We start from the raw sequence: 24,475 nt of genomic DNA, 5'->3' as shown, positions 1-24,475 counted from the left end.
GCTCGCAAGGTGGGTGGGTCAAGCCACCGCATACGCCCGCACACACGTGTTCAGGTCGCGGGTGAGATCGGCCGCGGTACTGGTCGGAGAACCGAATTTCACGACGGACCCGTCGCTCCCGTGGAACAACAGCGTCGGAAACGAAGTGGCGCCGAGCCTGCGTGCTCGGACGAAATCAGCGCGGGCGGCATCCTTCGAGGCGGCGGTGAACAGGGAAGACACCGCGGCAGATGGGTCGAGTTGGAGGGATTCCGCGATGGATCGGTACGTCTCGGGATCGGAAAGGCTGCGACCGTCTCGGTAGAACGCGATCTGCATGGCCTCCGCGATGTCGAGGGCGCGTGTCGGATCTTGCGCGCGCAGTGCGGCGAGTCCGATCGCTGCATCCGTCGAATCCATGACGAACCGCCCATCAGTCACCAGTTGTGAATATCCGTCACCGAAGACAGCGCCGGTCTGGGCGGCGATGGTGGCGTTGGCTGATTTCAGGTACGGAGCCGAAGACATGGGCGCGACGCGCTCACCGGTGAACAGTCCGCCGCTGACCACGGACAAGTCGATGGAATCGGCATTTTGACGGACGAACTCCGTCAACGCAGGGCCGAAGCCGAAACACCACCCGCAATAGGCGTCGAAGACGTAGGTGAGTTGCGTCTTGCCTGCTGTTTCCGAGCGTGATGTCTGCACTGGAAGATTCCTATCCGAGCGTGAACTGATTGATACCCTGACGGTATGTCGCATTCGGGTATTCGGTCACGGTGAAGATGAGTCCCGAACTAGTGAAAAACAGACAAGTACCCGTCCGGGACGTCGGGTACGCATCGTCGGTGGCAGATGCGACCGAGATCGAAGTACTCAGCCTGGACACCATTCGCATCAACGGGGGAAGCGCAGAGTTCGTCGGCCCCCAACGTCCGCAATTTCACTTGCTCGCTCTGGTGACCGAGGGCTCGGCGCTACACACCATCGACTTCGTGAACTACGCGGTGAGCCCGGGGACCGTGTTCTGGGTCAGACCGGGGCAGGTGCAACAGTGGGGGCGAATCCAGGATTTCGAGGCGACGGTTGTTCTGTTCACGCCCTCGTCGCTCGATGCCGTCAGTCAGCAGTTGTTGGACGGGAACGCTCGCAGTCGGCAGGCAGCGTGGCAGTTGTCCGGCGAGAACCTCGAGACCATCAGCACGGGTATGAAACACCTGAACCTGAACTACGGCTGCCCGGATACTTCCGCGCCGGTCGTTCGCGCGGCCATTCTGCGGCACACGCTGACAGCAATTCTGTTGAAACTGACCCATCTCGGTGGACAGGAACAGAGTTCCGTGCTGGCGCACAATGACGTGTTCGAAAGGTTTCATGCCGTTGTCGAACGTGACTTCGCCACGGTCCGTTCGGTTTCGGAGTACGCCAACAAGATCGGGTACTCCGAGAAGACTGTGCTGCGGGCCACCCGAGCCGCTGCCGGGATGACGGCAAAGCAGTACATCGATCAGCGTGTGGTTCTCGAAGCGAAACGTCTGCTGTCTTTCGGCACGGACACTGTCACCCAGGTGGCGTCGAAGTTGGGGTTCGACGATTCTGCGAACTTCACGAAGTTCTTCGCCACCCGGGTGGGTGTTTCTCCGCTGACCTTTCGTCAGGACGTCAGAGCGCGCTGAATGCCGCCCATCGCGCGTCGGCGCTGTCGAGGGTTCCGATACTGTTCTGCCCCTTGCCATGTGCGATGCCGTCCAGATCCTGGATGATCCAGTAGATGGCAAAAGGATGGCTGCCGAACCAGAGATCACCGCTGACGTCCAGAGCGTGCGCCGGATCGGGTGTCAGGTTGTCGAACAGTGGAGTGTTTCGCACGATGGATGCGTCGTACTGCTGCCCGGAAAGTACGGCGACGGTCTGCGCCGCATGCTCGGGTAGGAGTTCAGGTGAGACGGGCGAAATCGTGCCGGTGTCTTGATTGTTGGTCGCGTTGATTTCCGATGCCGGCCTGGTGAATCCGGCCTCGGTGACCAGTGTGGAGATGGGAGTGGTCGGTGGCACGGTGAACAGGTTTCCGCTGTAGCCGAGAAGGATCGCAAGGCTCTGGCCGGCAGCCGCGGACTTGACGTCTTCGAGACCGGATTCCAGCTTTCCGATCATGGCGGTTGCTTCACTGCCTCGATCGAGCTGTGCCCCAGCTTGTTCGAGCACGTCACGCCACGGCGCCGAGTACGGGAGGACCAAGGTTGGCGCCACGGCGTTGATCTGAGCGAACAGGCTCGGTAATGGACCGGCATTGCTCATCAAGATTTCATCGGGTTCGACGGACGCGATCTCCTCGACGGCGGGGTTGGCGAAGAAGGTTGGCTTGTCGAGAACTTCGACGCCCTGCTCGCGCAGGATCGACTTGGCGACGTCCGATCGCAGGGTGCTGTAGACGACGGTGGGCTTCACGCCGAGTGCGAGTGCACTCAACCCCGCGTACTCGTCGAGCGCGAGAATGCGCTGCGGTGAGGCCGGAACTTCGACGGTGCCGAGTTCGTGGGTGACGGAGCGAGTTGCAGAGGCGGTGTCGGGCTCGGCGGAGCTGCTGCACGCGCTTGCGCCGGCGACGGTCAGGAGAAGCGCCGAGACGATGCCGAATGCGGTTCGGGTGGTGAACATCTGAGGTCAACGATCCATTCGTGGGAAGAAGAAGGACAGGAGGGTACCGGCCAGCAGTAGGCCGGAGCAGACGAAGAGGGCTTGGGAGTATCCGGAAACCAGTGCTTCGGTCGGCGCGCTGTCCGAACGTGCCGTCGAGGAAGCGGCGACGCTCACGAGAACGGCTAGTCCGAGTGAACCGCCGATCTGACGCGATGTACTCAGTAGCCCGGATGCCATGCCGACTTCTTCGGGGGGAGCGTCGGCGGTGGCGACGTTACTGAGCGGCATGAACGACAGACCGATGCCGATGCTCGCCAGAAGCGAAGGCACCAGGATGACGGCCCAGAAGGGACTGTCGAGGTTCATGGTCGAAAACATGAAAGTTCCGATTGCGGCGACTGCTGTCCCGACTACGAGCAGCGGTCGAACTCCGTAGCGCGGAAGGAGTTTGGTGGACGCGAGGATGCCGATCACCAGGCCGAAGCAGAAGGGCAGGAAAGCCAGACCGGTGGTGGTCGGTGAATAGCCCAGCCCGCGTTGCAGGAAGAGTGAGACGAAGAAGAACGCGCTGAACTGTGCCGCGCACACCAGGCACATGATGGCGTTGGCCAGTCCGATTCGGGGTCGAAGCAGGGTGGACAGTCGTACCAGTGGTGTGGCGCAGCGGCTTTCGACCACAACGAAAGCAGTGAGCAGCGCGATCGTGAGCGCGAATCCACCCAGCACGTAACCTGAAGTCCAGGAATGTGATTCCGTGGCGATCACTGTGCCGACAAGGGCGGTGATTCCGGCCGTCGCCAAGATGGCTCCGGGGAGATCGAGAGAGCCGCCTCTGGCGGCTTGGCCGGCCGGCAGGCCGCGGGCACCGGCAACTGCGGCGATCAGGGCCACTGGTGCGCCGGCGAACATCACCCATCGCCAACTGAGCCCTTCGGTCAAAATGCCGCTCAGGACGACACCGAGTGCGCCGCCCAGTGCTGACGACATTGCGCCGATGCCGAATGCCTTGGCCCTGGCGCGTCCGGTGGGAAAGGCCTGACTGAGGGCGGCGAGCCCGGCCGGCGCGATCAGTGCAGCGCCGACGCCTTGAAGCGCCCGAGCTCCGACAAGCATTTCGGCGGACACGGAGAAGGTGCCGACGATGCTGACGAGGGCGAACAGCAGAAGCCCGGAAACCAGAACTCGACGAGTGCCCATCACGTCGCACAGACGACCGCCGAGAAGCAGCAGTCCGCCGAAGGCGAGGGCGTACGCGTTGACGACCCAGGACAACCCGGCGTCGGAAAAGTTCAGCGATTCCTGGATGTCGGGCAGCGCGACGTTGATGACCGACATGTCGAAGGCCACCAGGAACTGCGCTGCCGCGGCGGCTGTGAGGACCAGAGCCGGTGCGGCTACCGCTCGAGTTGTTGTTGTCATTGCAGGTACCTAATTTGTATACGCGTTCTCATAAGTAGTTAGGTTTACCTTGCTGGCGACTGAGATGCAAGGGGTTCCCCGGGCGAGAGCGTCGTAGCAGGGGCGCGCACAATCGACGGATGGCCGAAAAGATGGAACCGAGATCACCGCGGCTCGGACGTCCCCCGACGATCACGTCGGAGCAGATAGTCGACGAGGCGAAACGGCAGCTACAGACCGGCGGCGCCGACGCGTTGAGCATGCGAGCGTTGGCGAAGTCGCTCGGCACCACGCCGATGGCGCTGTACCGGCACGTGGGCGACAAGGAACAGCTGATCAGCGCGGTGCTCGATGTGTACTCACAAGATCTCGGCGCGCTGGTCCTGCCGCAGGATCAGGTCGAACGGCTTCGCACGATCTTCACCGCGATCTTCGAAAAGCTGGCGTCGGAGCGCTGGATCATCGAGTTGCTTCAGCGCGGTGGCCGTGGTGGGAGCGGCGCTGTGGTCTTGGTCGATCGGGCGATGGCTGCGTGTGTCGAACTCGGTATGTCACCTCGTCGCGCACTGTTGGTCTATCGAGCGCTGTGGAACTACACACTCGGCGCATTGCTCAACATCTACGACACCACTACGCGACCGGAAGGCAGCGTGTCACCTCTCGCGGTCAAGATCCGAGAAATCGGGCCCGAGAAACTGCCGGTGCTCAGTGAGGTGCTCGAGGACTGGCCTGGAGGGACGACGACTGAGAGCTACTTGGAAGGACTGGAAGTCTTGATCAGCGGATATATGAACTCCGACTGAGTGTGTTCACAGCAGTCCGTGCCGCGGTGGGATTGTCCCGGACAGTGTCCACCGGCCGATGTGCTGGACCTTCCACCTCGTCGGATCGTGCAGGGTGTGCGTGCGCGCGTCACGCCAGAATCGGGAGAGGTTCGCCGATTCGCCCGCGCTTCTGGTGCCACCGATCTCGAACAAAGTGCTCGTGGCCGCCAATGACGCCCTGGCGCCGACCACTTTGGCAGTTGCAGCGTCGATGGATGCTCGGGCCGTGGAGTCCTCGGTGGGATCACGACGCGCCACGTCGATCGATCGCGCTGCTTCCGCCAAGAGGGATCTGGCAGCGCGAACCTCGATTGCCGCTTCGCCGGCGAGTTGAACGAGCAGTGGATCCTCCACCGCTGTATCGACTTTCGCTTCGAAGAAGGGACGCGCCTTTGCCGCGAGTTTCACGGATTCACGCAGTGCAGCCGACGCGATGCCGGTGTCGATCGCGGCGTGCAGGATCTGGGCCTGTGCTCCGTAGGTGGTCGGGTGAGTGAAGAGCGACGTGAAGGGCACGACATTGAACCGCGGCACCGAAACGGATTCCAGGGTCACGGTTCCGCTTGCAGTTGTCTTCTGTCCCATGCCGTCCCAGTCGTCGACGATCGACAGTCCGGGAGTATTCCGGGGTAGGTAGACCGCGGATTTCACCTGTGCGCCGGTCTCGGTGAATTGATCCGCATTGGCGGCACGCACCACGATCCAATCTGCGAAAAGCGCTCCGGTGCAATAGAATTTTCGACCTTCGAGCACAAAGTCTTCCCCGTCGGGGGTGAGAGTGGTGCCGTCGATGTCGATGGTCTTGTTGCCGCGCTCGCTCTGGGCGTTGGCGAACTGCTTGCCCGACAATGCTTCGGCGTAGAAGAACTGCTTCTGCTCGTTAGACCCCTGGTACCGGAGCGCTTCCAGGAAAGTGAAGTGGCTGTGCGGAATCTGCGCGATGCTGGGATCGCCCTCGGCGAGTAGGCGGAAGACCTCGGCCAACGTCTCGGTGCTTGCGTCGATGCCACCGAACTCCTTCGGCACCGAGAGTCCGAGCAAGCCGGACCGCGCCAGGGTGCGAACCTCGTCGTGGGGAAGGAGGCGCTGCGCATCGCGGACTCCGGCACCTGCCGCGAACTCGTCGGACAGCTGTGACGCCACCGAGAGCGCCTCGTCCTCGCTGGTGATGCGGTGCGCGATCTCCTGAATGTCCACAGCAGTCATGCTGCCACCGTTTCACAGTCGCAGCACCCACCCAACACTTACAACCTGTGTGATCGCTACCCTGGAAACCACTGGGAACTGCATGTTTGCTGGGTTTCATGTCTACTGAACGTATCGCCGACGAGATCAAGTTCGCCTACTGGGTGCCCAATGTCAGTGGTGGTCTGGTCACCTCCGACATCGAGCAGCGGACCAGCTGGGACTACGAGTACAACAAGAAGCTGGCACAGACCGCCGAGAACAACGGCTTCGAGTACGCCCTGAGCCAGGTACGTTACGAGGCGAGCTACGGGGCCGAATTCCAGCACGAATCCACGAGCTTCAGCCTTGCGCTTCTCCTGGCCACCGAGAAGCTCAAGGTGATCGCCGCGGTGCATCCGGGACTCTGGCAGCCGGCCGTGTTGGCGAAACTGGGCGCTACCGCCGATCACTTGTCGAACGGTCGTTTTGCCGTCAACGTCGTCAGTGGTTGGTTCAAGGACGAGTTCACACATCTAGGCGAGCCGTGGCTCGAGCACGACGAGCGTTATCGGCGTAGCGCCGAGTTCCTTCAGGTTCTTCGGAAGATCTGGACGGAAGACGACGTCGATTTCCGCGGCGACTTCTACCGCATCCACGACTTCACGTTGAAGCCGAAGCCTCTCAACACTCCGGAGCGCCCCAATCCCGAACTGTTCCAAGGTGGTAACTCGGCGGCAGCCCGTGAGAACGCGGGCCGGTATTCGGATTGGTACTTCAGTAACGGCAAGGACTACGACGGCGTCACCGAACAGTTGGTCGACGTTCGCCGTGTTGCTCGTGAGAACGATCGGGAGGTCAAGTTCGGGCTCAACGGATTCATCATCGCCCGCGACACCGAGGCGGAAGCAAAGGACACACTGCGCGAGATCATCGCCAAGGCCAACCGCCCTGCGGTCGAGGGATTCAAGAATGCAGTCCAACAGGCCGGCGCATCGACCGCGTCCAAGGACGGGATGTGGGCGGATTCGACGTTCGAGGACTTGGTTCAGTACAACGACGGTTTCCGCTCACAACTGATCGGCACGCCGGAACAAATCGCGCATCGGATCGTCGAATATCGCCGTCGCGGTGTCGATCTGATTCTCGGCGGATTCCTGCATTTCCAGGAGGAGATCGAATACTTCGGGGCCAAGGTGCTTCCGCTGGTTCGTGAACTCGAAGCAGCCGACAGCGACGAGCAGGTGCTCGTCACCGCCGGCTGATCGCCTGATCTCTCAGGACTTCGCGTGGCGTTTCGCCAGCATCCAACGTGAGATCTTCATGTCCCTGGCTTTTCGCTCGATGGTCAGCAGGTCCAGTGGAGCGCTGAACTTCTGAACGGCCAGTGATTTCACACTGCTGAACTCACGCAGCCCATCGGCTCCGTGGATACGGCCGAATCCGGAATCGCCGACCCCGCCGAACGGCAGGGCGGCGATTCCGGCGAAACCGAGAACCGAATTGACCGTGACGACACCGCAGTCGAGCTTCTCGGCAATTGCTCGGCCCTTCGACGAACTCTTGGTGAACACCGAGGCGCCCAAGCCGTACTTCGACGCATTGGCGCGTTCGATCCCCTCGTTCATGTCGGCGACCTTGTTCACCACGACGCTCGGGCCGAACGTCTCCTCGGTGATCGCCGTGGAATCCTCCGGAACATCTGTCAGGATGATCGGATCGATGAACGGACCGTTGAACGAATCAAGTCCGCCGAGTACAGCTTTCGCGCCGCGACTGAGAGCGTCTTCGATCTGGCCCCGGACTATCCCAGTCTGCTTTCCCAGCGTCATCGGCCCGTAGGTCGAGCTGTCGGTGGCGCCGGCGTGGGCGTCTCGTAGCGCGGCGGTGAGCTTGGACAGGAAGGCGTCGTACACGGGCGCTGCGACGTAGATTCGTTCGACGCCGGCACAGGTTTGTCCGCCGTTGCCCACTGCCCCGAATGCCGCGAAGCTCACGGCCGCATCGAGGTTGGCATCGGAGTCCACCAGCATGGCGTCCTTGCCACCGCATTCGGCGACCAGGGGAGTGAGGGTGTTCGCGCAGGCGGCCATTACGCGCTTTGCGGTAGCGGTCGAACCGGTGAATGCGATCTTGTCGACGCCGGACGAACACAGAAGTGCTCCGGTTTTGCCGTCGCCGGTAATGGTCTGCAGGACAGGGTGTCCGGGTGCCGCGATGTTCCACAGCCGGGCCAATTCGACGCCGACGCCTGGTGAGAGTTCGCTCGGTTTGAAGACTACGGCGTTACCGGCGGCCAGTGCGTAGCCGATCGACCCCATCGGTGTGTACAGCGGATAGTTCCAGGGGCCGATCACGCCGACGACGCCCATCGGCCGGTAGCCGACGGATGCAGACTGGTTGGCGCTGATCAGTCCTGCACCGACGCGTCTGCGGCGCAACACTTTCTGTGCGTTGCGTGCCGCCCAGTCGAGATGTTCGACGGCCAGCATGACTTCGAGTAGTGCGTCGTCGCTGGGTTTTCCGGTCTCGGCGGAAATGATCGCCGCCATCGATTCGGCGTGAGTGGCGATCGCGGCGCGGAAATTGCCGAGCACCTTCCGGCGGCCTTGGAATCCGAGTTGATCCCACCACTTCGACGCCGTGCGTGCTGCGGCGACCGCTTTCTCGATCTCTCGCTGGTCTGCAATGGGGTGCTGCGCGACCACGGAATCGTTGCGAGGGTCGAGGCTCGCGAAGGTGTGATCGTCCGATCTCGGATCTGTCGACGTGGACGTGCTCTGGCGGCCGAGCTGTTCTGTCATGTTCTTCAGATCCTCCACATGTCGGTGCATCACATATATGTGATGTGATTTACTGTGCTGGTAGTCACCGTATGCGTCGGACCGAGCTCCGACAAGCCTCCAGCCTCATCTCACTCGGGAGTTTTCGATGTACATGGATTTCACGCAGGAGCAGTCTGATTTCGCCAAGTCGGTAGCGTCGTTCTGCAAGAAGGAAAGTGGTACCCGTGAGCAGCGAGACCTGCTGACCGATCATGGCGCCCATAACCACAACCAGGCGTTCTACGAGAAGATGGCGGAATTGGGTTGGCTCGGGCTGACTGTCCCGGAGGAGTACGGCGGATCTGCCGGAAGCACGGTCGACCTGTGCATCTTTCTGGAGGAAGCCGCCAAGGGCATGGCGCCGATCGGTGGACTCGGCCCGACCGTCATCACCGGGGCTGCATACGAGAAGTTCGGCAGTCCGGCCCAGAAGGAGGCAGTGCTCGGCGGGATCGTCCGTGGCGCGTCTCAGTCGATCTCGATGTCCGAACCCGAAGCGGGCTCCGACGTGGGAAATCTGAGTTGCCGCGCCGAGAAGGTCGACGGTGGGTGGCTGATCAACGGCCAGAAGACGTGGTGTTCCAACGCGCACTTCGCCGAGAACATCCTTCTGGTGGCTCGCACATCCCGAGGTGAAGGCAAGCATGAGGGCCTGACGATGTTCCATGTCCCGGCCGACATCTCCGGATTGAAGATCAGTGGAATCGACACCATGGGCGGCAAGGAGGTCAACGATCTCTACTTCACCGACACATTCCTGCCCGAGGACGCGGTGGTTGGGGAAGTCGGCAACGGCTGGCGTCAACTCATGGCCGGACTCAACATCGAACGCCTCATCCTCGCGGCGATGATGCTCGGGACCGCGCAGCGCGCTTTCGACGACACCCTCGAATTCGTCACCACGCGTAAGCAGTTCGGCCGTCCGGTCGGATCGTTTCAGGCGCTTCGCCATCGGATCGCGGATCTCGCCACGGAGATCGAATGCGGCCGTCTGCTGGTCTACAGCGTGGCCAGGATGGTCGACGCCAACCCGACCAAGATGTTCCCGCGGGAAGCGTCGATGGCCAAGCTCAAGCTGACCGAGACCGCCAAGAAGGTCGCGCTCGAGGGGATGCAGATGATGGGTGGGTACGGTTACGCGACTGAGTTCGACATGGAGCACCATGTGCGAAAGACTCTTGTGTCCTCCATTTATGGTGGTACCAACGAGATTCAGCGAGACATCATCGGCAAAACGTACGGACTGTGAGGATCGGTTGTGGCAACGTCTGCACGCACTCGGAGAGCGACATCTGAGCTGAGGAGACGGCCACAGTTATCGGAGGACGTGGCCAACCACGTTCGCAACCTGATCATGTCCGGCTCGGTCCGTCCGGGCGAGTTCGTCAGGCTGGACGAAACCGCGGCCGACCTCGGGGTCAGCGTCACGCCGGTGCGAGAAGCCCTCGTCGCATTACGCGGCGAGGGGATGGTCGAGTTGGTTCCGCATCGCGGCTATCTCGTCTCGCCCCTCAGTCGCCAGGACATCGAAGACATCTTCTGGTTGCAGGGGCAGATCGCGGTCAAGCTGGCGTTGCGGGCGATGGACAGCATCACCGCTGATCAACTCGCGGAACTCACGGAACTCAATGCCGATTTGCGAGCGGCGGTCGACGCTTCGGATGCAGCTGCGATCGAGCAGTGCGAATTCGAGTTCCATCGCCTGATCAATCGCGCTGCGGGTGGTGCGAAGTTGGCATGGTTCCTGTTCGGCGCGATTCGGTACACCCCTGCTCGTCTCTACGCGACGGATCCAGGCTGGGGTGAGCTTGCGGTATCGAGCCACGATGCTTTGATCGCGGCGTTCGAGAAGCACGATCGAGAACAGGTGGACGCGCAGATGAGTCTGCAGTTCTCCGACGGCGCTGCTCGACTTCTCGCTCACCTCGACAACATCGGGATCTGGGACTGAATCAGGAGCTCAAGACGGCGGCAGGGCGGGTGCGAGCAGGATCGCCGCACATTCGGCGACCAGTTCTTCTTCCGTCACGTCGATGTACCCGTCGAGCCATGCACTGAGGGTCTGCGCCAGGCCGCCGACCAGGAACGTGGCGGTCAGGGTCAGATGACCGCTGTCGTTCAATCGGTAGAAGGTCTTCGCGTTGGCGGCCAGGAGACCGATGAATATCGTCGTCGACGCTTGGCGTTTCTCGGCCAGGACAGGGCTCGTCAGGGCGCTGGAGAACAGTAGACGTCCGCGACGGGGATCGTTCGCGATAGTGCGGACGATGTTCGCGATTCCAGCGAGCGCCTTGCCGCGTTCGGTCTCGGCGGCGTCCACTGCAGCCTGGGTTGAAACGGCGATGTCCGTGATGACGGTGTCGTAGACGGCCGACATCAGAGCATCACGATCGGTGAAGCTCTCGTAGAAGTACCGCGCCGCGACACCGGCCTTCTTGCACACTCCGCGGACCGTCAGTTCGGGCTCGGCGGAGCCCATGAGTTCCAGACCGGCCTCGATCAGCGCCTCCCGTCGTTGGGCTACGCGGAGCGCGCCGTCGACGCCACCGTACGAACGCGGTTGGTCATTCATGAAGACCATCTTTGCATCCCGAGATTGCTTGACATCTCGGCATTTCAGCGTTTCACTCATCTGAGAACATGCGTTCGCAGATATGACTTCGAAGGGGTTCTGCCATGACGGTGAGTAGGTATTCGACGGGCGGGCGCGGGGAAACCGAGGCAGTCGGCGGTATCGAAGCGGTCGACACCAAAGCGATCGACATCGATGCGGAAGTCGAAAAGGCGATGTCCGGTCTCGGGTTGTTGGCAGCCGGCGCGAATGTCATCATGCAGCTCGCGCGTCCGGCGGTGGGGTACGGCGTGTACGAGAGCAAGGTCGAGACGGGTCGGTTGGATCGGCATCCGGTGAAGCGAACCCGGACGACACTGACGTATCTCGCCGTCGCAAGCCTGGCGACGGACGAAGAAAAGAAGCTGTACCGACGCGCAGTCAACGGCTCGCACAAGCATGTTCGTTCCGATGAGAACAGTGCAGTCGAATACAACGCGTTCGATCCGGAACTGCAGTTGTGGGTGGCCGCCTGTCTGTACCGAGGCTTCGAGGACGTCTACAAAATCTTGTACGGGGATCTCGATCCGGTAACCCGGGATGCGTTTTATCAGCGCAGCGCCACGTTCGGTACAACCCTTCAGATGCGACGCGACATGTGGCCGGCGGACCGGGATGCGTTCGAGGTCTACTGGAACGAGAACCTCGACAAGGTGGCGATCGACGAGACGATTCGTGAGCATCTCTACGGGATCGCGTCGGCGACCTTCACTCCGAAGTTGTTGCATCCCGTGGTCGGTCCGCTCAACCGATTTGTCACCACCGGGTTCCTGCCCCAAGCCTTTCGTGACGAAATGCGGCTCCCGTGGTCAGTGCGTCAGCAGCGTAACTTCGATCGATCCATGCGCGTCGCCGCGCTGGTCAATCGGTTCAGCCCGAAGATTCTGCGGATGTTTCCCTACAACTTCTATCTCTGGGATCTGCGTCGGCGCATCGCCAAGGGAATCCCGTTGGTCTGAGCCGACTCTGGCACTTGAAGTGATTGACACCACAGGTGAATCGGACACATACTCAACGTAGTTGAAGTTGACGTCAAGTTTCATCATTCCTGTGGAGGCTGTCAGTGGCGAACATCGAAGGCGTATGTGACCAGCGATTCTCTGGCTTGAAGGAGGCGCTGGCACGCAATCTCGATTCCGGCGAGGACGTCGGGGCAGCGATCGCACTGACGATCGACGGCGAATCCGTCGTCGACATGTGGGGCGGTTGGGTCGACGTCGAGCACACTGCTCCTTGGTCTCGCGACACCGTTACCAATGTCTGGTCCTGCAGCAAGACCGTGACCGCACTGGCCGCGCTCATGCTCGTCGACCGCGGGTTGCTTGATCTCGACGCCCCGGTCGCGCAGTACTGGCCGGAATTCGCAGCAGCGGGCAAGGACCGAATTCAGGTCCGGCAACTGTTGTCGCACACCTCGGGTGTGTCGGGGTGGGATCAACCGTTCACCCTCGAGAACATTTGCGACGACGAATATGCCACCGCCCGGTTGGCGACGCAGGCTCCGTGGTGGGAACCGGGTACGGCATCCGGATACCACGCCCTCAACTATGGCCATCTGATCGGCGAGGTCGTCAGGCGCATCGACGGACGAACCCTCGGTAGCTTCATCGACGAGGAAATCGCCGGCCCGCTCGATGCTGATTTCCGCCTGGGCTTGCCGAAGTCGGAATACGGGCGAGTCTCGAATGTGATTGCGCCACCGCCTTTGCCGATCGACATCGAGGCACTCGGGATGGACAACATCATGGTGAAGACATTCACCGCGCCGCCGGCTGACGCTACAGGTTCGTGGACCGACGGGTGGCGCGCCGCCGAGATCGGTGCGGCCAACGGTCATTCGAATGCGAGGGCACTCGCAAGGATCCAATCGGTGATCGCGTGCGGTGGCAAGGTCGGTGACGTTCGCTTGCTGTCGGAGGAAACGATCGACAAGATCTTCGAGGAGCAGTCGTACGGGGTCGACCTCGTCCTCGGCGTGCCGGTCCGCTTCGGCGTCGGATTCGGATTGCCGACGCCCGAGTCCGTCCCGTTCATTCCGGAGGGGCGAATCTGCTTCTGGGGAGGTTGGGGTGGCTCGCAGATCATCATCGACACCGAGAAGCGCATGACGTTCTCGTACGTGATGAACAAGATGGGGCCGGGTCTGCTCGGTTCCGAGAGATCGGCGCAGTACGTATCGGCGGCCTACGACGCTTTGAGTTGATCGACCGATTCAAATCCGGCAGAACGGTTTTTGTCTGTCGCCGCTGACTATGCTGCCGGATATGCCAGTGTGCTCCGGGGGGAAATCAGCGAGTCCGTTTCGTCGAAGTACGCCCAAAAGTTGCGGAGCTGCATCGGCTGATCGGCGATGAACGGTTTGGTCGACGTCGTCATGCGCTGGTGGCAGTTGCCGGACCAGTTCCACAGTTTCAGCAGGTACCTCCAGGACCGCGGGTTCTTGACTTCCTGCCGGGCGCTGGTCGGCGGAACAGCATTCTGGATGGGGCTGGTGTTGCTGTCGGCGCGATTCAGTGACGTCGGTCCGCAAGGTACGTTCTGGCGAGCGGTCAATCTGGCGGTCATCGCGCTGTGCCTCGGCGCGGCCCTGATCTGGTGGCTGTTTCCGCCTACGCCGCTGTGGTCGTACACCTTTGTCGTGGGTTCCGACGTCGCGATTGCGGCGGCGGCCGCAACCGACTCGGAACCGCTGGGACGACTCATCGCGTGCGTCGTTTTCGCGTCGATCGGCGGCTACATCGCGTTCTTCCACAATCCGAAACTCCAAGTCGGTCACTTGGTCTTCGCCTCGACCGTCACGGTGCTTTCGGGGTGGACTTTGTTGTTCGGGCCAGCAGCGGACGTCGGCTTGGGACTGGCGAAGATCTCGGTTGTGCTGGCTACGATCATCGTGATTCCTGTTGTGTCACAGATTGTTCTGGCGGTCCTGGGTTCGGATGCCACTACCTCCGACATCGACCCGTTGACCGGACTGCTCAACCGTCGCGGATTGGCGCGTCGGGTGAATGACTTGATGGGCGCTCCGGTCACCGAAGCGGATGCACTGCTCGTAGTGGTGATCGACCTCGATCGCTTCAAGACGATCAACGACGTTCACGGCCATGACGTAGGAGACAGCACGATCATGCGAACTGCACTGCGCATCCGTTTGTGGACAACCCAGTCCGCCTTGACTGCTCGTATGGGCGGTGACGAGTTCGTCGTGGTCGAACGGGTACCGGTCAGCGTGATCTCCAGGCTGGAAGGACAGATCCGCTCCGCGATGGACGGAGCGAACGATGACCCTCCGACGAGCGCGAGCATCGGAATGGCGGTCCGCACCGCGCCCCGGAATCCGGGTGAGTCCGTCGACGCTGCTTTTGCCGAACTCTTCCGCGTCGCGGACTCGGTGATGTACGAAGCGAAGCGCGAAGGTGGCAACCAGGTGCGGGCGAGCTTGGTCTGATGTGAGAGCTCAGTCGGCGAAGCTCAGACCACGTTCGGCGAGTGCTTCGCGCAGAATCCTCAAGGCCTTCGGTCCCATCCCGTGCAAAGCGCCGAGTTCCTTCTCGGACACGGACGTCAGCTGCGCGAGATGGGTGTAACCCGCTGCGATCAGCGCGCGCTGTGCGGGAGCTCCCGTCTTCGGGAAGTCGGTTTCCACTGTGCCCGGATCCGGTTCTGTCACTGGCCAACTCCTCCGTGTGGGTTTCTCACAGTTTAGCGAGCGTCGTGAACGATTTCGGGGCTGCCGATTTTGTCGGGCGTTCGCGGAAGTGCGCGAGCTGCCACGGCAATGCCGATGATCGAGACAGCGGCGAAGGTGAAGAGAAGCAATTGCGCAGAACGAAGCGTCGACGGTTCGCCGATGTTGACCAGCACTCCGGCCAGGGCTGCACCGAAGGCATTGGCGATCAGCTGAACGGTGTTGATGGCAGCCGAGGCACGCGCACCTTCTCCGGGATCGGTGACCGAGGTCATCGCCCCGACTGCAAGATGAGGCCAGGCGATGCCGATTCCGACGCCGGCGAACAGCAGTCCGATCACCCACGCGACCATCGCACCGGCGCCGGCGTGTTCGGTGAGAAATGCTGCCATGATGCCCAACCCGATCGCGACGAGGATCGGACCGCTGACAACGATTCGTCGCACGATACGAGGGGTCGTGGCCGAGGCGCTCGGGATTTCGCCGAGAGTCCAGCCGAGAGCGAGTGCGGCCCCGAGGAATCCGGCCGCGAGAGGCGCCAGGCCGGCAAGTCGTTGCCCGAAGAGTGGAATGAACGTCTCGACGGTCGACGCGACGGCGAGGACGACGATGGTCAGGTACACCCATTTGAGAGATGACGCGTTGAACGTCGACGGCGGTAGTACGCCGTGGCGCGAGCGACGGTCAGCGGCGACAAAAGCGATCAGTAGCAGCACAGCGGCGAGAACCATTGCGGCGGTCACGGCGAGGTTGGACAGAATTCCGGCAACGCTGACCAGCAAAGCTGCCGCAGTCAGCAATGCCAGCGAGAGGACCGGCACCGGGCTACTGGTGGTGCTGCCCGGTTCATGTGCCGGTAGCGCGCTGGGGACGAGAGCGGCGACTGCGATCGTCGCGATGACCAGGACGCCGAAAGCCCATCGCCAGGCTCCGAACTGAGCAAAGACACCGCCGATTGCAGGGCCGGCGAAGGTGCCGACTCCCCACATCGCCGAAACCAGCGCGGCCCCGCGAGTCCACAGATGTCTGGGGAGCGCGGCATTGATGACGGCGTAACCGAGACCGGCCAGCAGGCCACCGCCCGAACCCTGGATCGTGCGGCCGACCAACAGCAATTCCATCGTCGGGCTGACCGCACAGACAACGGTGCCGAGCGCGAAGATCGCGAGGCCGATCAGGTAGGCCCCGCGCGGTCCCCTGGCGGCGAGGACGTTGGTGACCAACATCGAAGAGATGACGGAAGCAATGAGGAAGACCGTCGCGGTCCAGGCGTAGTACTGCTGACCGCCGATGTCGTCGATGGCAGTCGGAAGCAGGCTGGTCGTCAGGTAGACGTTGGTCGCGTACAGCGCAACGCCGCCTGCGAGGACGGTAGCGGTGCCGAGGTATCGACCGCTCAGGAGTTGCCGCCAGGTTCCGGCGGGAGCATCGGTGGGGGAGTGCATGTTGTCGAAGGTAGAATCTCGAGTGCGCTTCAGGTCAATGTCGCGCAGCCATTGGGAGGCAGAATGATCCGTAAGAGTGACGAACTTCTCTCGATCGGTGAGGTATCGGAGCGCACCGGCGTCGCCGTGTCGGCTGTGCGCTACTACGAAACACTCGGTCTGGTTCCTGCGGAGCGGACGGCAGGAAATATGAGGAAGTTCCCGCGGCATTCGATCCGGCGGGTGTCGCTGATCCAGTTGGCAGTCAGATTCGGGATACCCCTGGCCGAAGTTGCCGAAGTATTCGGATCGTTGCCGCAGGGGCGAACTCCGACGAAGAAGGACTGGCGCAAGATTTCCACGGAGTGGAATCAGCGCCTCGAGGATCGCAAGCAGGCCATCAACCGGATGCAGGACGAACTGACGGGCTGTATCGGCTGCGGGTGTCTGTCACTGAAAACATGCAACCTGCTCAACCCTGGAGACGAACTGGGCCGGGAGGGACCCGGCGCCAGACGTCTCTGAAACTACTGTCGGTCACACTCTTTCGCGTGGCCGCGACTGAGCATTCCACCGACCACCACGACGCTCGATCTCGATGGGATGCGAGAAGCACTCGCTGATGTTCTGGGTGGTGATCACATCCTCGGCGAGGCCGCTGGCGGTCACGACGCCGTCCTTGATCAGAAGAGCATGTGTGGTGGTGCTGGGGATCTCCTCGATGTGGTGCGTCACGAGGATGCTGGCAAGTGACGGGTTCTGATTGCGGAGGTCGTCCAGTGCCGTCAAGAGTTGTTCGCGTGCAGCAAGATCGAGCCCGGTCGCCGGTTCGTCGAGCAGAAGCAGGCGCGGTTCGACCATGAGTGCGCGGGCGATCAGGGCTCGTCCCCGTTCGCCTTGGGACAAGTTGGGCCACAGCGCGTCCGAACGCGGACTCATTCCGAGTAGATCGATCAGTGCGTCGGCGTGAGCCTCTTGCTCCGGCGTCGGTGACCAGCGCGGCATCACCTCGGTGGTGTTGGTGAGGCCGGTGATCACGACGTTGCGGACGGTGATCGGAATTCCGATCGTGTGACGAGGGTTCACGTGCCCGATGTCCATCCGCAGTTCCCTCATGTCGACGCGGCCCAACTTGTGGCCGAGGACGTAAACGGAACCGCGAGTCGGGTGGGCGGTTGCTCCGAGCAGGCTCAGAAGCGTGCTCTTGCCCGCGCCGTTCGCGCCGAGGAGGACCCAGTGTTGTCCGGGTTCGATCGAAATGTTGATGTCTTTCAACAAGTATCGGCCGTCGCGGACGAGATCCACGTGTTCGGTAGACAGAACTGTGCCGGTGGGGTGTTGCACGAGAACTAACCTCTCTTAGGCGTCGAGCACACGCAGTCGTCGTAGGACGGTGTCGATGTTTGCTCGAGTTGCCGCTACCGCGGCTTCTGGGTCGGCGTCTTGAAGGGCCTCGACCAACTGATCATGGGCATGTGAGGTGTCGGGGACGCCGGCCTCGTGGGCCATCATCTCGACGAGGGATTCACGAAGGAGTGGACGCACCGACGTGAAAAGCGAGAGCAGAACTGCGTTTCCGGACAGCCGAACGACTTCGGTGTGGAAGTCGAGGTCGACGTCGACGAACTTCTCGACATCACCCTCGAAATGACTGTGTCGCATGGTCAGTCGACGCCGCAGGCCGTCGAGGTCCTCGGGTTGTACCCGCTCCGCGGCCAGTCTGGCGGCCTCGATCTCGAGTGCGCGACGGACTTCGAAGACCTCGAGGATCCTCGAGCGTCGAAGAAGTTTGGTGAATTCGTCGACGTGCTCGAGTTCGGACGCGGCAGCCACGAAGGTTCCGACGCCGTGTCGGACTTCGAGTAGTCCGTCGCGAGCGAGGAGGCGGATTGCCTCGCGAATCGAGGAACGCCCGACGCCGAGTTCGACGGCGAGGGCCGCCTCGCTCGGTATGCGCTCGGACGGCGCCCACGTTCCATGCATGATTCGCCCGCGCAGCAACTGTTCGAGTTGCGGTACCAGCGGACCACTGCGAAGTGTGAATCCTGTGTGGTCGTCGGACACGGCTCGCCTCTCGGGTGGGTACCGAAAGAGTAACAACTCATCAGACGTCTGAGGACTCGGGTGGCCGGTGTGTCGCCGTAGTGTTCACGCGGTCGAAGCGTGTCAGTTGCGGGTGACGCCGAGGAGCAGTGCGATCAGGTCGAGGGCCGTCTCGATCTCGGCCTTTTCTCGGCCGAGCAGGGGGGCGTAGAGGTGTACGTCGCAGATGCGAACGAGGGCTTCGCCCAGCACTTGCGGCGAGAGCGTGATCGTCAGTTGGCCGGCGTCGACCTGGGACTGCAAGATTTCGGCGGTGATGGAGGCGGAGATCGATTCGATGGAGCCGGGCATCATCGCGAGTTTGATGAACACCATCGGTTCGCGTTTGGTCAGCGCGCGCAGTTCTGTCGACGATTCCACCGATCGCATAACGCGGCCGAAGACGTCGAGAATGTACTCCGGACCTTGCCCCGACGCCTGTGACATCGCCTTTCGGTATGTCCGTTCGGTGGCCTCGGCCAGCACTGTTCCGAGCAGTTCGTCGCGGTTGCCGACCCAGCGGTACAGCGTCGCGCGGCCTACGCCGAGACGTTCGGCGAGCAGTGACATGTCGAGTGGTTCCTCCGCGAGGTACATGCTCGCGGCGGTGTCGATCGCGCGTCGGCGTTCGAGGTCGGTAGGCATCGGGACATTCTCTCCGGTTGTCCGGTACTGCACAATTTCGGCCGTTGAAAAATGGTGAGCCTCGGGGGATCGAGCCTATTGACGAACCTGGCCACGTGAGACACACTAGCTCATTGTCTCATGTTAGTGATGGCGATCACAGTCAGGGGTTCGATCGATGAGTTCAGTACAAACCGTTCGTGGGCCGGTGGATACAGCCGATCTGGGAAAGGTGTTGATGCACGAGCATGTCTTCGTTCTGGGTGAGGAGTTGCGCCAGAACTACCCCGACTACCCCGAACCCTGGGACGAGGAAGTACGGGTAGCGGACGCGGTGGCAAAGCTGACCGAGGTGAAGTCCCGCGGAATCAGCACGATCGTCGATCCCACGGTGATCGGCCTCGGCCGGTACATTCCGCGCATCGTCCGGATCAACGAGCAGGTCGATCTCAACATCATCGTTGCTACCGGCATCTACACCTACAACGACATTCCCTTCCAATTCCATTACACCGGACCGGGATTGCTGTTCGACGGCCCCGAGCCGATGGTCGAACTGTTCGTCAAGGACATCAGGGAAGGAATCGCCGGAACCGGTGTCCGAGCCTCCTTCCTGAAGTGCGCCATCGAGGAGCCGGGCCTTACCCCCGGCGTCGAGCGGGTCATGCGCGCGGTCGGACAGTCGCAGGTGGAAACGGGAGTGCCGATCACCGTGCACACCAATCCGCACACTGAATCCGGGCTGGTCGCGCAGAAGGTTCTGGCCGAAGAGGGTGCGGATCTGACCAAGGTGGTCATCGGTCACTCCGGCGACACCACCGATCTCGACTACTTGTGTGCGCTGGCCGATGCCGGTTCGCTACTGGGGATGGACCGTTTCGGTCTCGAACCGTTCCTGTCGTTCGAGGATCGTGTCAACACCGTGGTGGAGATGGCCCGTCGCGGTTACGCGGAGAAGATGGTTCTGGCGCATGACGCGTCGTGTTTCATCGACTACTTCCCCAGCGCGGCAAGAGAAGTGGCACTTCCGAACTGGAACTACACCCACATCAGTGATGATGTCATTCCGGCGCTGCTCGAACGTGGTGTCACCGAAGACCAGGTCAAGGCGATGCTGGTGGACAACCCACGTCGGTACTTCGAGAGCTGAGATATGACCAACGTGTACGAGAGCAAGCCCTGGCTCGCCAATTACGACGCCGACACTCCGCCGAACGTAGACATCGAGCACGTCGACGCCCTCGCGATGTTCCGTGCTTCGCTGGAGCGCGATCGCACCGCCCCGATCATCAGGTACTTCGACAGGACCGTCAGCTTTGCCGAGCTCGACGAGATGTCGGATGCGCTTGCCGTAGCCCTCGCCAAGGATGGAATCGGGTTCGCAGACAGAGTTTCCTTTGTCCTGCAGAATGTTCCGCAGTTCGTGATCGCGACAGTCGCGGTCTGGAAGCTCGGTGCCGTCGTCGTTCCGGTCAATCCGATGTACCGCGACCGTGAGCTGTCCACCGTACTGGCCGACAGCGGAGCGGTAGCAGTCATCTGTCTCGAGTCCTCGGCCGAGACCGTGGCGACTGCGTCCGAGGGCACCGAAGTGCGACGGGTCATCACTACGTCGGAACGGGATTTTCAGTCGCGCGACGATGAACGGATCTTCGGTTCGGCGTCCAGGATTCGGCACGATGGATTTCCGGATCTACTGGAATTGATCGAGGCTCATCGAGGGCAGAAGCCCGAGAAGGTCGATCTGTCCCCGGAAGACCTTGCCTACCTTCCCTATACGTCAGGGACAACCGGCCCGCCGAAGGGGTCGATGAACTCGCACGCAAATGTCGTGTTCGCAGCGCAGATCTATCGGGACTGGCTGGGGTTGCGCCCCGGCGGCGCGATGTTCGCGGTGGCGCCACTGTTCCATATCACCGGGTTGATCGGGCACGTCGCGGCTCCACTCCTGGCCGGCGCGCCCACGATTCTGACCTGCCGATTCCATCCCATCGTTGCAGCGGAGTCAATTTCGGAGCATCGGGCTACCGCGATCATCGGAGCGATCACGGTATTCATCGCGTGGACGGACAGCGCCGCAGTCTCGAAGGAATCTTTGAGCTCTCTCGAGTCGGTGTATTCAGGTGGCGCGCCGATCCCGCACGCGGCGTTGGAAGCGTTCCGGGCGAAGTTCGGTCACTACATTCACAACGGCTACGGGCTGACCGAGACGAACAGCCCGGCAATCGTGGTGCCGAATTCGCGTGAAGCGCCGGTAGATCCGGCGTCGGGGGCCGTTGCTGTCGGCGTACCGGTATCGAATACGTACGCCGAGGTGGTGGACGAGAACGACAAGCCGGTACAGGTCGGGGAGTACGGCGAGATCGTGGTCTCCGGTCCCCAGGTTGCACTCGGATACTGGAACAAGCCGGACGAGACCGCACATGCCATGCCGGACGGGCGTTTTCACACCGGCGACATCGGATTCATGGACGGCGACGGTTGGTTTTACATCGTCGACCGGATGAAGGATCAGATAAATGCCTCGGGCTTCAAAGTGTGGCCACGCGAAGTGGAAGATGTTCTCTACGAACACCCTGCCGTACGAGAGGCTGCTGTCGTCGGTGTCATGGATCCGTATCGCGGCGAAACCGTGAAGGCCTTCGTGTCCTTCAAGGACGGTGCCGAGGCGACCACCGAGGATCTGGTCGAGTTCTGCAAGGAAAGGCTTGCAGCATACAAGTATCCACGCATCGTCGAGGTCATGAATGACCTGCCGAAAACAGTGAGCGGCAAGATTCTTCGTCGTGAACTGCGGGTACCGAACTAGATCTACCTGACCAACGAATTGCCGGCCGCCGACAAGGTGAGCCGGCCATTCGTCGTGGTGGCTGACGAGCATCGGTAGGGGATTTAGTCCCCTATGCGGCAATGCATTTCAGTGATTGACATCACTCTTTTTGTATCGCAGACTGATCGCAACGCCACAGAGTTGAAGTTGGTGTCAGTTTCTACTTCTGGCCCGGCTCCGCTTCTCAACTCCCGGCGCGACGAGCGTCCGACCCATCGAGGAGTAACCCATGACGAGATCGGCAGTGGATTCGAGCACGCAGGCAGGGGGCCTGTCCGATCAGGAACGGAAGAAGAAGAAGGCGCACCGCAAACTTCTAGGCGCGGGACTGCTCGGCAGTTCCATCGAGTGGTACGACTTCTTCTTGTACGGAACGGCTGCGGCACTGGTCTTTCCGCATGTGTTCTTCCCCGATTCATCCGCACTGATGGGCACATTGCTCTCGTTCAGTACGTTCTGGGCCGGCTTCGTTGCCCGCCCCATCGGCGGTTTGGTCGCCGGACACTTCGGCGACAAGTATGGGCGTAAGCCCGCTGTCGTCACCTGCCTGTTGCTGATGGCCGTCGCGACGTTCCTGATCGGCGCGATCCCGAGTGCGTCGGCAATCGGCGTCGTCGCTCCGATTCTTCTGGTGACACTGCGATTCATCCAAGGTCTCGCCTGCGGTGGCCAGTGGGGCGGAATCGTCCTTCTCCTCACCGAATCCGCGAGTCCCAAGAAGCGCGGATTCTCAGGCACTTTCGGTCAGATGGGTGTCTCGTTCGGTGTAGTGCTGGGCAACCTGGTCTTCCTCGTTGCGACCGCGACCATTTCCAATGATGCATTCCTGAGCTGGGGTTGGCGAGTTCCGTTCTTCGCCAGCGCGCTGCTCTTCCCTGTGGTTCTGTACATCCAGACGAAGGTCGAGGACACGCCGGAATTCCTCGAGTTGCAGGAAGACGCCAAGAAGAACCAAAAGGACGTCGTCGTTCAGGCTCCACTGGCGCAGGCGCTCAAGGATCACTGGCGCAAGATTCTGCTCGGTTGCGGACTTCTGGCCGCCACCAATGCACTGTTCTACATCAGCATCGCCGGCGTGCTCAGCTACGGCACAACCGAACTGGGGTTGAAGCGGAACTCACTGCTCATCATCTCGCTCCTGAGCGCGTTGCTGACAGTCGGCGTGGTGCTGTGGTCCGGGAAGATGTCCGACAAGATCGGTCGTCGTCCGATGATCCTGATCGGCGCCGCGGCGATCGTGGTCTGGGCATTCCCGTACTTCTGGTTGATCAACACCAAGTCCCTGCCGCTGTTCTTCATCGCGGTGACAGTCGGCAGCGTGTTCCAGTCGATGACCTACGGGCCGATCGCTGCGTACATGGGTGAGCTGTTCGCGCCCAACGTGCGTTACTCGGCAGCATCGTTGGCGTACCAGCTGGCGGCGATCACGGTCAGCGGTGGTACTCCGTTCATCATGACGGCACTCATCGCGAAGACCGGGACCACTACATGGGTTGCCGTGTTCGTAGCCCTCATGGGTCTGGTGACCTTCTTCAGTGCCTGGGTGCTGAAAGAGACCAACCCGAAGGAAGTTCGGGATGATCCGAACGCAATTCCGGGCGCGCACCTGTACGCCAAGTAACTCTTTCGGTTTCGAGCAGACGCCCGCTATCGGTCACCGGTAGCGGGCGTCTGACGTATAACTGGAGCATGGCTGCAGCACGCACAGGCTCCGAAGATGCTTCGTCGACAGCGTCACGGGAACTCCCCTCCACTCAGCGTGGCTTGCGTACGCGTCGAGCGTTGATCGATGCGGCCCGCACCGTTTTCGAACGGTCCGGCTATCTGGACTCGCGGCTGATCGACATCACTGTGGAGGCGCAGTGCTCGGCCGGTACTTTCTACACCTACTTCGCGAGCAAGGAAGAGATCTTCGCGGCAGTGATGGAGTTGGCGCGCGAAGACATGATGCATCCGGGTATGCCGCACACTCCGAAAGGCGCGGATCCTGCTGAGGTCATCGCGGCGAGTAACCGCGCGTACCTCGAGGCATACCGACGGAACGCGAAGCTGATGGGACTGCTCGAGCAGGTAGCAAGCATCGATCCGGAGTTCCGGGTTCTCCGCCTCGAGCGTGCTGACGCGTTTGTTCGACGCAACGCGCGCAGTATCGAGAAGCTGCAGAAGGCCGGACTGGCGGACGCGAATCTGGATCCGCTACTGACGTCTCGGGCACTCTCCGGGATGATCAGTCGACTTGCGTTCGGGTACTTCGTATCCCGCGGCGGCGAGGACGGCGCCGCCGGAGTGACCTTCGATGGTCTGCTCGATACGGTCAACCGGTTGTGGATCAACACTTTGCAATTCTCGCTACGCCAAAATTGATGTTGACGCCGGGTTCATGTTTGGT

The 24,475-nt window shown here is 61.6% G+C and carries 24 protein-coding genes; 13 read left to right on the top strand and 11 right to left on the bottom strand.

Annotated elements, in window-relative coordinates:
- Positions 1 to 18 precede the first annotated feature (18 nt).
- Entirely contained in the window at positions 19 to 687 is a 669-nt protein-coding gene (locus AC1Q6C_RS07185) for a DsbA family protein (protein ID WP_007730785.1), read from the bottom strand.
- A gap of 140 nt (positions 688 to 827) precedes the next feature.
- Between AC1Q6C_RS07185 and AC1Q6C_RS07180 the strand changes: the two genes are divergently transcribed.
- Positions 828 to 1,655, top strand: a complete 828-nt coding sequence (locus tag AC1Q6C_RS07180; protein WP_030536057.1) for a helix-turn-helix domain-containing protein — start codon at positions 828 to 830, stop codon at positions 1,653 to 1,655.
- On the opposite strand, the gene AC1Q6C_RS07175 is transcribed toward AC1Q6C_RS07180, so the two are convergent.
- Both AC1Q6C_RS07175 and AC1Q6C_RS07170 read right to left on the bottom strand, forming a co-directional pair.
- On the bottom strand, positions 1,642 to 2,637 hold the full coding sequence (locus AC1Q6C_RS07175; protein ID WP_231782624.1) for an ABC transporter substrate-binding protein: 996 nt from the start codon (positions 2,635 to 2,637) through the stop codon (positions 1,642 to 1,644). The genes AC1Q6C_RS07180 and AC1Q6C_RS07175 overlap by 14 nt on opposite strands.
- A gap of 6 nt (positions 2,638 to 2,643) precedes the next feature.
- Positions 2,644 to 4,038, bottom strand: a complete 1,395-nt coding sequence (locus tag AC1Q6C_RS07170; RefSeq protein WP_003942889.1) for an MFS transporter — start codon at positions 4,036 to 4,038, stop codon at positions 2,644 to 2,646.
- Between the two features lie 119 nt (positions 4,039 to 4,157).
- Between AC1Q6C_RS07170 and AC1Q6C_RS07165 the strand changes: the two genes are divergently transcribed.
- The gene (locus tag AC1Q6C_RS07165) at positions 4,158 to 4,820 is read left to right on the top strand and encodes a TetR/AcrR family transcriptional regulator (RefSeq protein WP_003943078.1); all 663 of its coding nucleotides are present in this window, start codon (positions 4,158 to 4,160) and stop codon (positions 4,818 to 4,820) included.
- 6 nt (positions 4,821 to 4,826) lie between these two features.
- Here the strand turns inward: AC1Q6C_RS07165 and AC1Q6C_RS07160 are convergent, their stop codons facing one another.
- Positions 4,827 to 6,047 carry an SfnB family sulfur acquisition oxidoreductase gene (locus AC1Q6C_RS07160; RefSeq protein ID WP_058038329.1) on the bottom strand — a complete coding sequence of 407 codons (1,221 nt, stop codon included), beginning with the start codon at positions 6,045 to 6,047 and terminating at the stop codon, positions 4,827 to 4,829.
- 98 nt (positions 6,048 to 6,145) lie between these two features.
- On the opposite strand from AC1Q6C_RS07160, the gene sfnG reads away from it, so the two are divergent.
- Positions 6,146 to 7,270: a dimethylsulfone monooxygenase SfnG gene (sfnG, locus tag AC1Q6C_RS07155; protein ID WP_007730790.1), complete on the top strand. Its 1,125-nt coding sequence runs from the start codon at positions 6,146 to 6,148 to the stop codon at positions 7,268 to 7,270.
- Positions 7,271 to 7,282: 12 nt separating this feature from the next.
- Here the strand turns inward: sfnG and AC1Q6C_RS07150 are convergent, their stop codons facing one another.
- Positions 7,283 to 8,809 (bottom strand): aldehyde dehydrogenase family protein, encoded by a 1,527-nt coding sequence (locus AC1Q6C_RS07150; RefSeq protein WP_193604695.1) that lies wholly within the window; start codon positions 8,807 to 8,809, stop codon positions 7,283 to 7,285.
- Between the two features lie 127 nt (positions 8,810 to 8,936).
- Between AC1Q6C_RS07150 and AC1Q6C_RS07145 the strand changes: the two genes are divergently transcribed.
- A complete protein-coding gene (locus AC1Q6C_RS07145; protein WP_007730792.1) occupies positions 8,937 to 10,079 on the top strand; it encodes an acyl-CoA dehydrogenase family protein in 1,143 nt (380 codons plus the stop codon).
- Positions 10,080 to 10,088: 9 nt separating this feature from the next.
- The gene (locus AC1Q6C_RS07140; protein WP_003942905.1) at positions 10,089 to 10,781 is read left to right on the top strand and encodes a GntR family transcriptional regulator; all 693 of its coding nucleotides are present in this window, start codon (positions 10,089 to 10,091) and stop codon (positions 10,779 to 10,781) included.
- A gap of 9 nt (positions 10,782 to 10,790) precedes the next feature.
- Here AC1Q6C_RS07140 and AC1Q6C_RS07135 read toward each other — a convergent pair whose 3' ends face one another.
- Entirely contained in the window at positions 10,791 to 11,411 is a 621-nt protein-coding gene (locus AC1Q6C_RS07135) for a TetR/AcrR family transcriptional regulator (RefSeq protein ID WP_007730794.1), read from the bottom strand.
- 95 nt (positions 11,412 to 11,506) lie between these two features.
- Here AC1Q6C_RS07135 and AC1Q6C_RS07130 point away from each other — a divergent pair, with 95 nt between their 5' ends.
- The 3 genes from AC1Q6C_RS07130 (at position 11,507) to AC1Q6C_RS07120 (ending at position 14,886) form a co-directional block, all read left to right on the top strand.
- Positions 11,507 to 12,400 (top strand): oxygenase MpaB family protein, encoded by an 894-nt coding sequence (locus AC1Q6C_RS07130; RefSeq protein ID WP_371698828.1) that lies wholly within the window; start codon positions 11,507 to 11,509, stop codon positions 12,398 to 12,400.
- A 104-nt stretch (positions 12,401 to 12,504) separates the two neighbouring features.
- Positions 12,505 to 13,644, top strand: a complete 1,140-nt coding sequence (locus tag AC1Q6C_RS07125) for a serine hydrolase domain-containing protein (RefSeq protein ID WP_136470914.1) — start codon at positions 12,505 to 12,507, stop codon at positions 13,642 to 13,644.
- Positions 13,645 to 13,791: 147 nt separating this feature from the next.
- Complete coding sequence (locus tag AC1Q6C_RS07120; RefSeq protein WP_042446343.1) at positions 13,792 to 14,886, top strand: GGDEF domain-containing protein; 1,095 nt, start codon at positions 13,792 to 13,794, stop codon at positions 14,884 to 14,886.
- 9 nt (positions 14,887 to 14,895) lie between these two features.
- Here AC1Q6C_RS07120 and AC1Q6C_RS07115 read toward each other — a convergent pair whose 3' ends face one another.
- Positions 14,896 to 15,108 carry a helix-hairpin-helix domain-containing protein gene (locus AC1Q6C_RS07115; protein WP_007730800.1) on the bottom strand — a complete coding sequence of 71 codons (213 nt, stop codon included), beginning with the start codon at positions 15,106 to 15,108 and terminating at the stop codon, positions 14,896 to 14,898.
- A gap of 32 nt (positions 15,109 to 15,140) precedes the next feature.
- The gene (locus AC1Q6C_RS07110) at positions 15,141 to 16,571 is read right to left on the bottom strand and encodes an MFS transporter (protein ID WP_042446339.1); all 1,431 of its coding nucleotides are present in this window, start codon (positions 16,569 to 16,571) and stop codon (positions 15,141 to 15,143) included.
- A gap of 63 nt (positions 16,572 to 16,634) precedes the next feature.
- Here AC1Q6C_RS07110 and soxR point away from each other — a divergent pair, with 63 nt between their 5' ends.
- Complete coding sequence (soxR, locus tag AC1Q6C_RS07105) at positions 16,635 to 17,075, top strand: redox-sensitive transcriptional activator SoxR (RefSeq protein ID WP_003943238.1); 441 nt, start codon at positions 16,635 to 16,637, stop codon at positions 17,073 to 17,075.
- Between the two features lie 12 nt (positions 17,076 to 17,087).
- Here the strand turns inward: soxR and AC1Q6C_RS07100 are convergent, their stop codons facing one another.
- The 3 genes from AC1Q6C_RS07100 to AC1Q6C_RS07090 form a co-directional block, all read right to left on the bottom strand.
- Entirely contained in the window at positions 17,088 to 17,894 is an 807-nt protein-coding gene (locus AC1Q6C_RS07100; protein WP_003943111.1) for an ABC transporter ATP-binding protein, read from the bottom strand.
- A 15-nt stretch (positions 17,895 to 17,909) separates the two neighbouring features.
- A complete protein-coding gene (locus AC1Q6C_RS07095; protein ID WP_003943086.1) occupies positions 17,910 to 18,614 on the bottom strand; it encodes a FadR/GntR family transcriptional regulator in 705 nt (234 codons plus the stop codon).
- A gap of 102 nt (positions 18,615 to 18,716) precedes the next feature.
- The gene (locus AC1Q6C_RS07090; protein ID WP_003943195.1) at positions 18,717 to 19,277 is read right to left on the bottom strand and encodes a TetR/AcrR family transcriptional regulator; all 561 of its coding nucleotides are present in this window, start codon (positions 19,275 to 19,277) and stop codon (positions 18,717 to 18,719) included.
- Between the two features lie 157 nt (positions 19,278 to 19,434).
- On the opposite strand from AC1Q6C_RS07090, the gene AC1Q6C_RS07085 reads away from it, so the two are divergent.
- The 4 genes from AC1Q6C_RS07085 to AC1Q6C_RS07070 all read left to right on the top strand — a co-directional run bounded on the left by AC1Q6C_RS07085 (position 19,435) and on the right by AC1Q6C_RS07070 (position 24,450).
- Positions 19,435 to 20,406: a phosphotriesterase family protein gene (locus AC1Q6C_RS07085; RefSeq protein WP_003943005.1), complete on the top strand. Its 972-nt coding sequence runs from the start codon at positions 19,435 to 19,437 to the stop codon at positions 20,404 to 20,406.
- A gap of 3 nt (positions 20,407 to 20,409) precedes the next feature.
- On the top strand, positions 20,410 to 22,065 hold the full coding sequence (locus AC1Q6C_RS07080; protein ID WP_054187505.1) for an AMP-binding protein: 1,656 nt from the start codon (positions 20,410 to 20,412) through the stop codon (positions 22,063 to 22,065).
- A gap of 250 nt (positions 22,066 to 22,315) precedes the next feature.
- A complete protein-coding gene (locus AC1Q6C_RS07075) occupies positions 22,316 to 23,707 on the top strand; it encodes an MFS transporter (protein WP_030536042.1) in 1,392 nt (463 codons plus the stop codon).
- Positions 23,708 to 23,775: 68 nt separating this feature from the next.
- The gene (locus AC1Q6C_RS07070; RefSeq protein ID WP_054187504.1) at positions 23,776 to 24,450 is read left to right on the top strand and encodes a TetR/AcrR family transcriptional regulator; all 675 of its coding nucleotides are present in this window, start codon (positions 23,776 to 23,778) and stop codon (positions 24,448 to 24,450) included.
- Positions 24,451 to 24,475: the final 25 nt, after the last annotated feature.

It is taken from the genome of Rhodococcus sp. MT28 (assembly GCF_058792695.1).
Note: the sequence above shows the minus strand (reverse complement) of the source record. Positions and strands in the feature narration are given on the sequence as shown.

Bases quoted from the DNA above. Each gene is read 5' to 3' on its own strand.
- AC1Q6C_RS07085 (WP_003943005.1), top strand. From the start codon at position 19,435: ATGAGTTCAGTACAAACCGTTCGTGGGCCGGTGGATACAGCCGATCTG.
- AC1Q6C_RS07170 (WP_003942889.1), bottom strand. From the start codon at position 4,038: ATGACAACAACAACTCGAGCGGTAGCCGCACCGGCTCTGGTCCTCACA.
- AC1Q6C_RS07175 (WP_231782624.1), bottom strand. From the start codon at position 2,637: ATGTTCACCACCCGAACCGCATTCGGCATCGTCTCGGCGCTTCTCCTG.
- AC1Q6C_RS07090 (WP_003943195.1), bottom strand. From the start codon at position 19,277: ATGCCTACCGACCTCGAACGCCGACGCGCGATCGACACCGCCGCGAGC.
- AC1Q6C_RS07165 (WP_003943078.1), top strand. From the start codon at position 4,158: ATGGCCGAAAAGATGGAACCGAGATCACCGCGGCTCGGACGTCCCCCG.
- AC1Q6C_RS07130 (WP_371698828.1), top strand. From the start codon at position 11,507: ATGACGGTGAGTAGGTATTCGACGGGCGGGCGCGGGGAAACCGAGGCA.
- AC1Q6C_RS07145 (WP_007730792.1), top strand. From the start codon at position 8,937: ATGTACATGGATTTCACGCAGGAGCAGTCTGATTTCGCCAAGTCGGTA.
- soxR (WP_003943238.1), top strand. From the start codon at position 16,635: ATGATCCGTAAGAGTGACGAACTTCTCTCGATCGGTGAGGTATCGGAG.
- AC1Q6C_RS07150 (WP_193604695.1), bottom strand. From the start codon at position 8,809: ATGACAGAACAGCTCGGCCGCCAGAGCACGTCCACGTCGACAGATCCG.
- AC1Q6C_RS07075 (WP_030536042.1), top strand. From the start codon at position 22,316: ATGACGAGATCGGCAGTGGATTCGAGCACGCAGGCAGGGGGCCTGTCC.
- AC1Q6C_RS07080 (WP_054187505.1), top strand. From the start codon at position 20,410: ATGACCAACGTGTACGAGAGCAAGCCCTGGCTCGCCAATTACGACGCC.
- AC1Q6C_RS07135 (WP_007730794.1), bottom strand. From the start codon at position 11,411: ATGGTCTTCATGAATGACCAACCGCGTTCGTACGGTGGCGTCGACGGC.
- AC1Q6C_RS07110 (WP_042446339.1), bottom strand. From the start codon at position 16,571: ATGCACTCCCCCACCGATGCTCCCGCCGGAACCTGGCGGCAACTCCTG.
- sfnG (WP_007730790.1), top strand. From the start codon at position 6,146: ATGTCTACTGAACGTATCGCCGACGAGATCAAGTTCGCCTACTGGGTG.
- AC1Q6C_RS07160 (WP_058038329.1), bottom strand. From the start codon at position 6,047: ATGACTGCTGTGGACATTCAGGAGATCGCGCACCGCATCACCAGCGAG.
- AC1Q6C_RS07120 (WP_042446343.1), top strand. From the start codon at position 13,792: ATGAACGGTTTGGTCGACGTCGTCATGCGCTGGTGGCAGTTGCCGGAC.
- AC1Q6C_RS07070 (WP_054187504.1), top strand. From the start codon at position 23,776: ATGGCTGCAGCACGCACAGGCTCCGAAGATGCTTCGTCGACAGCGTCA.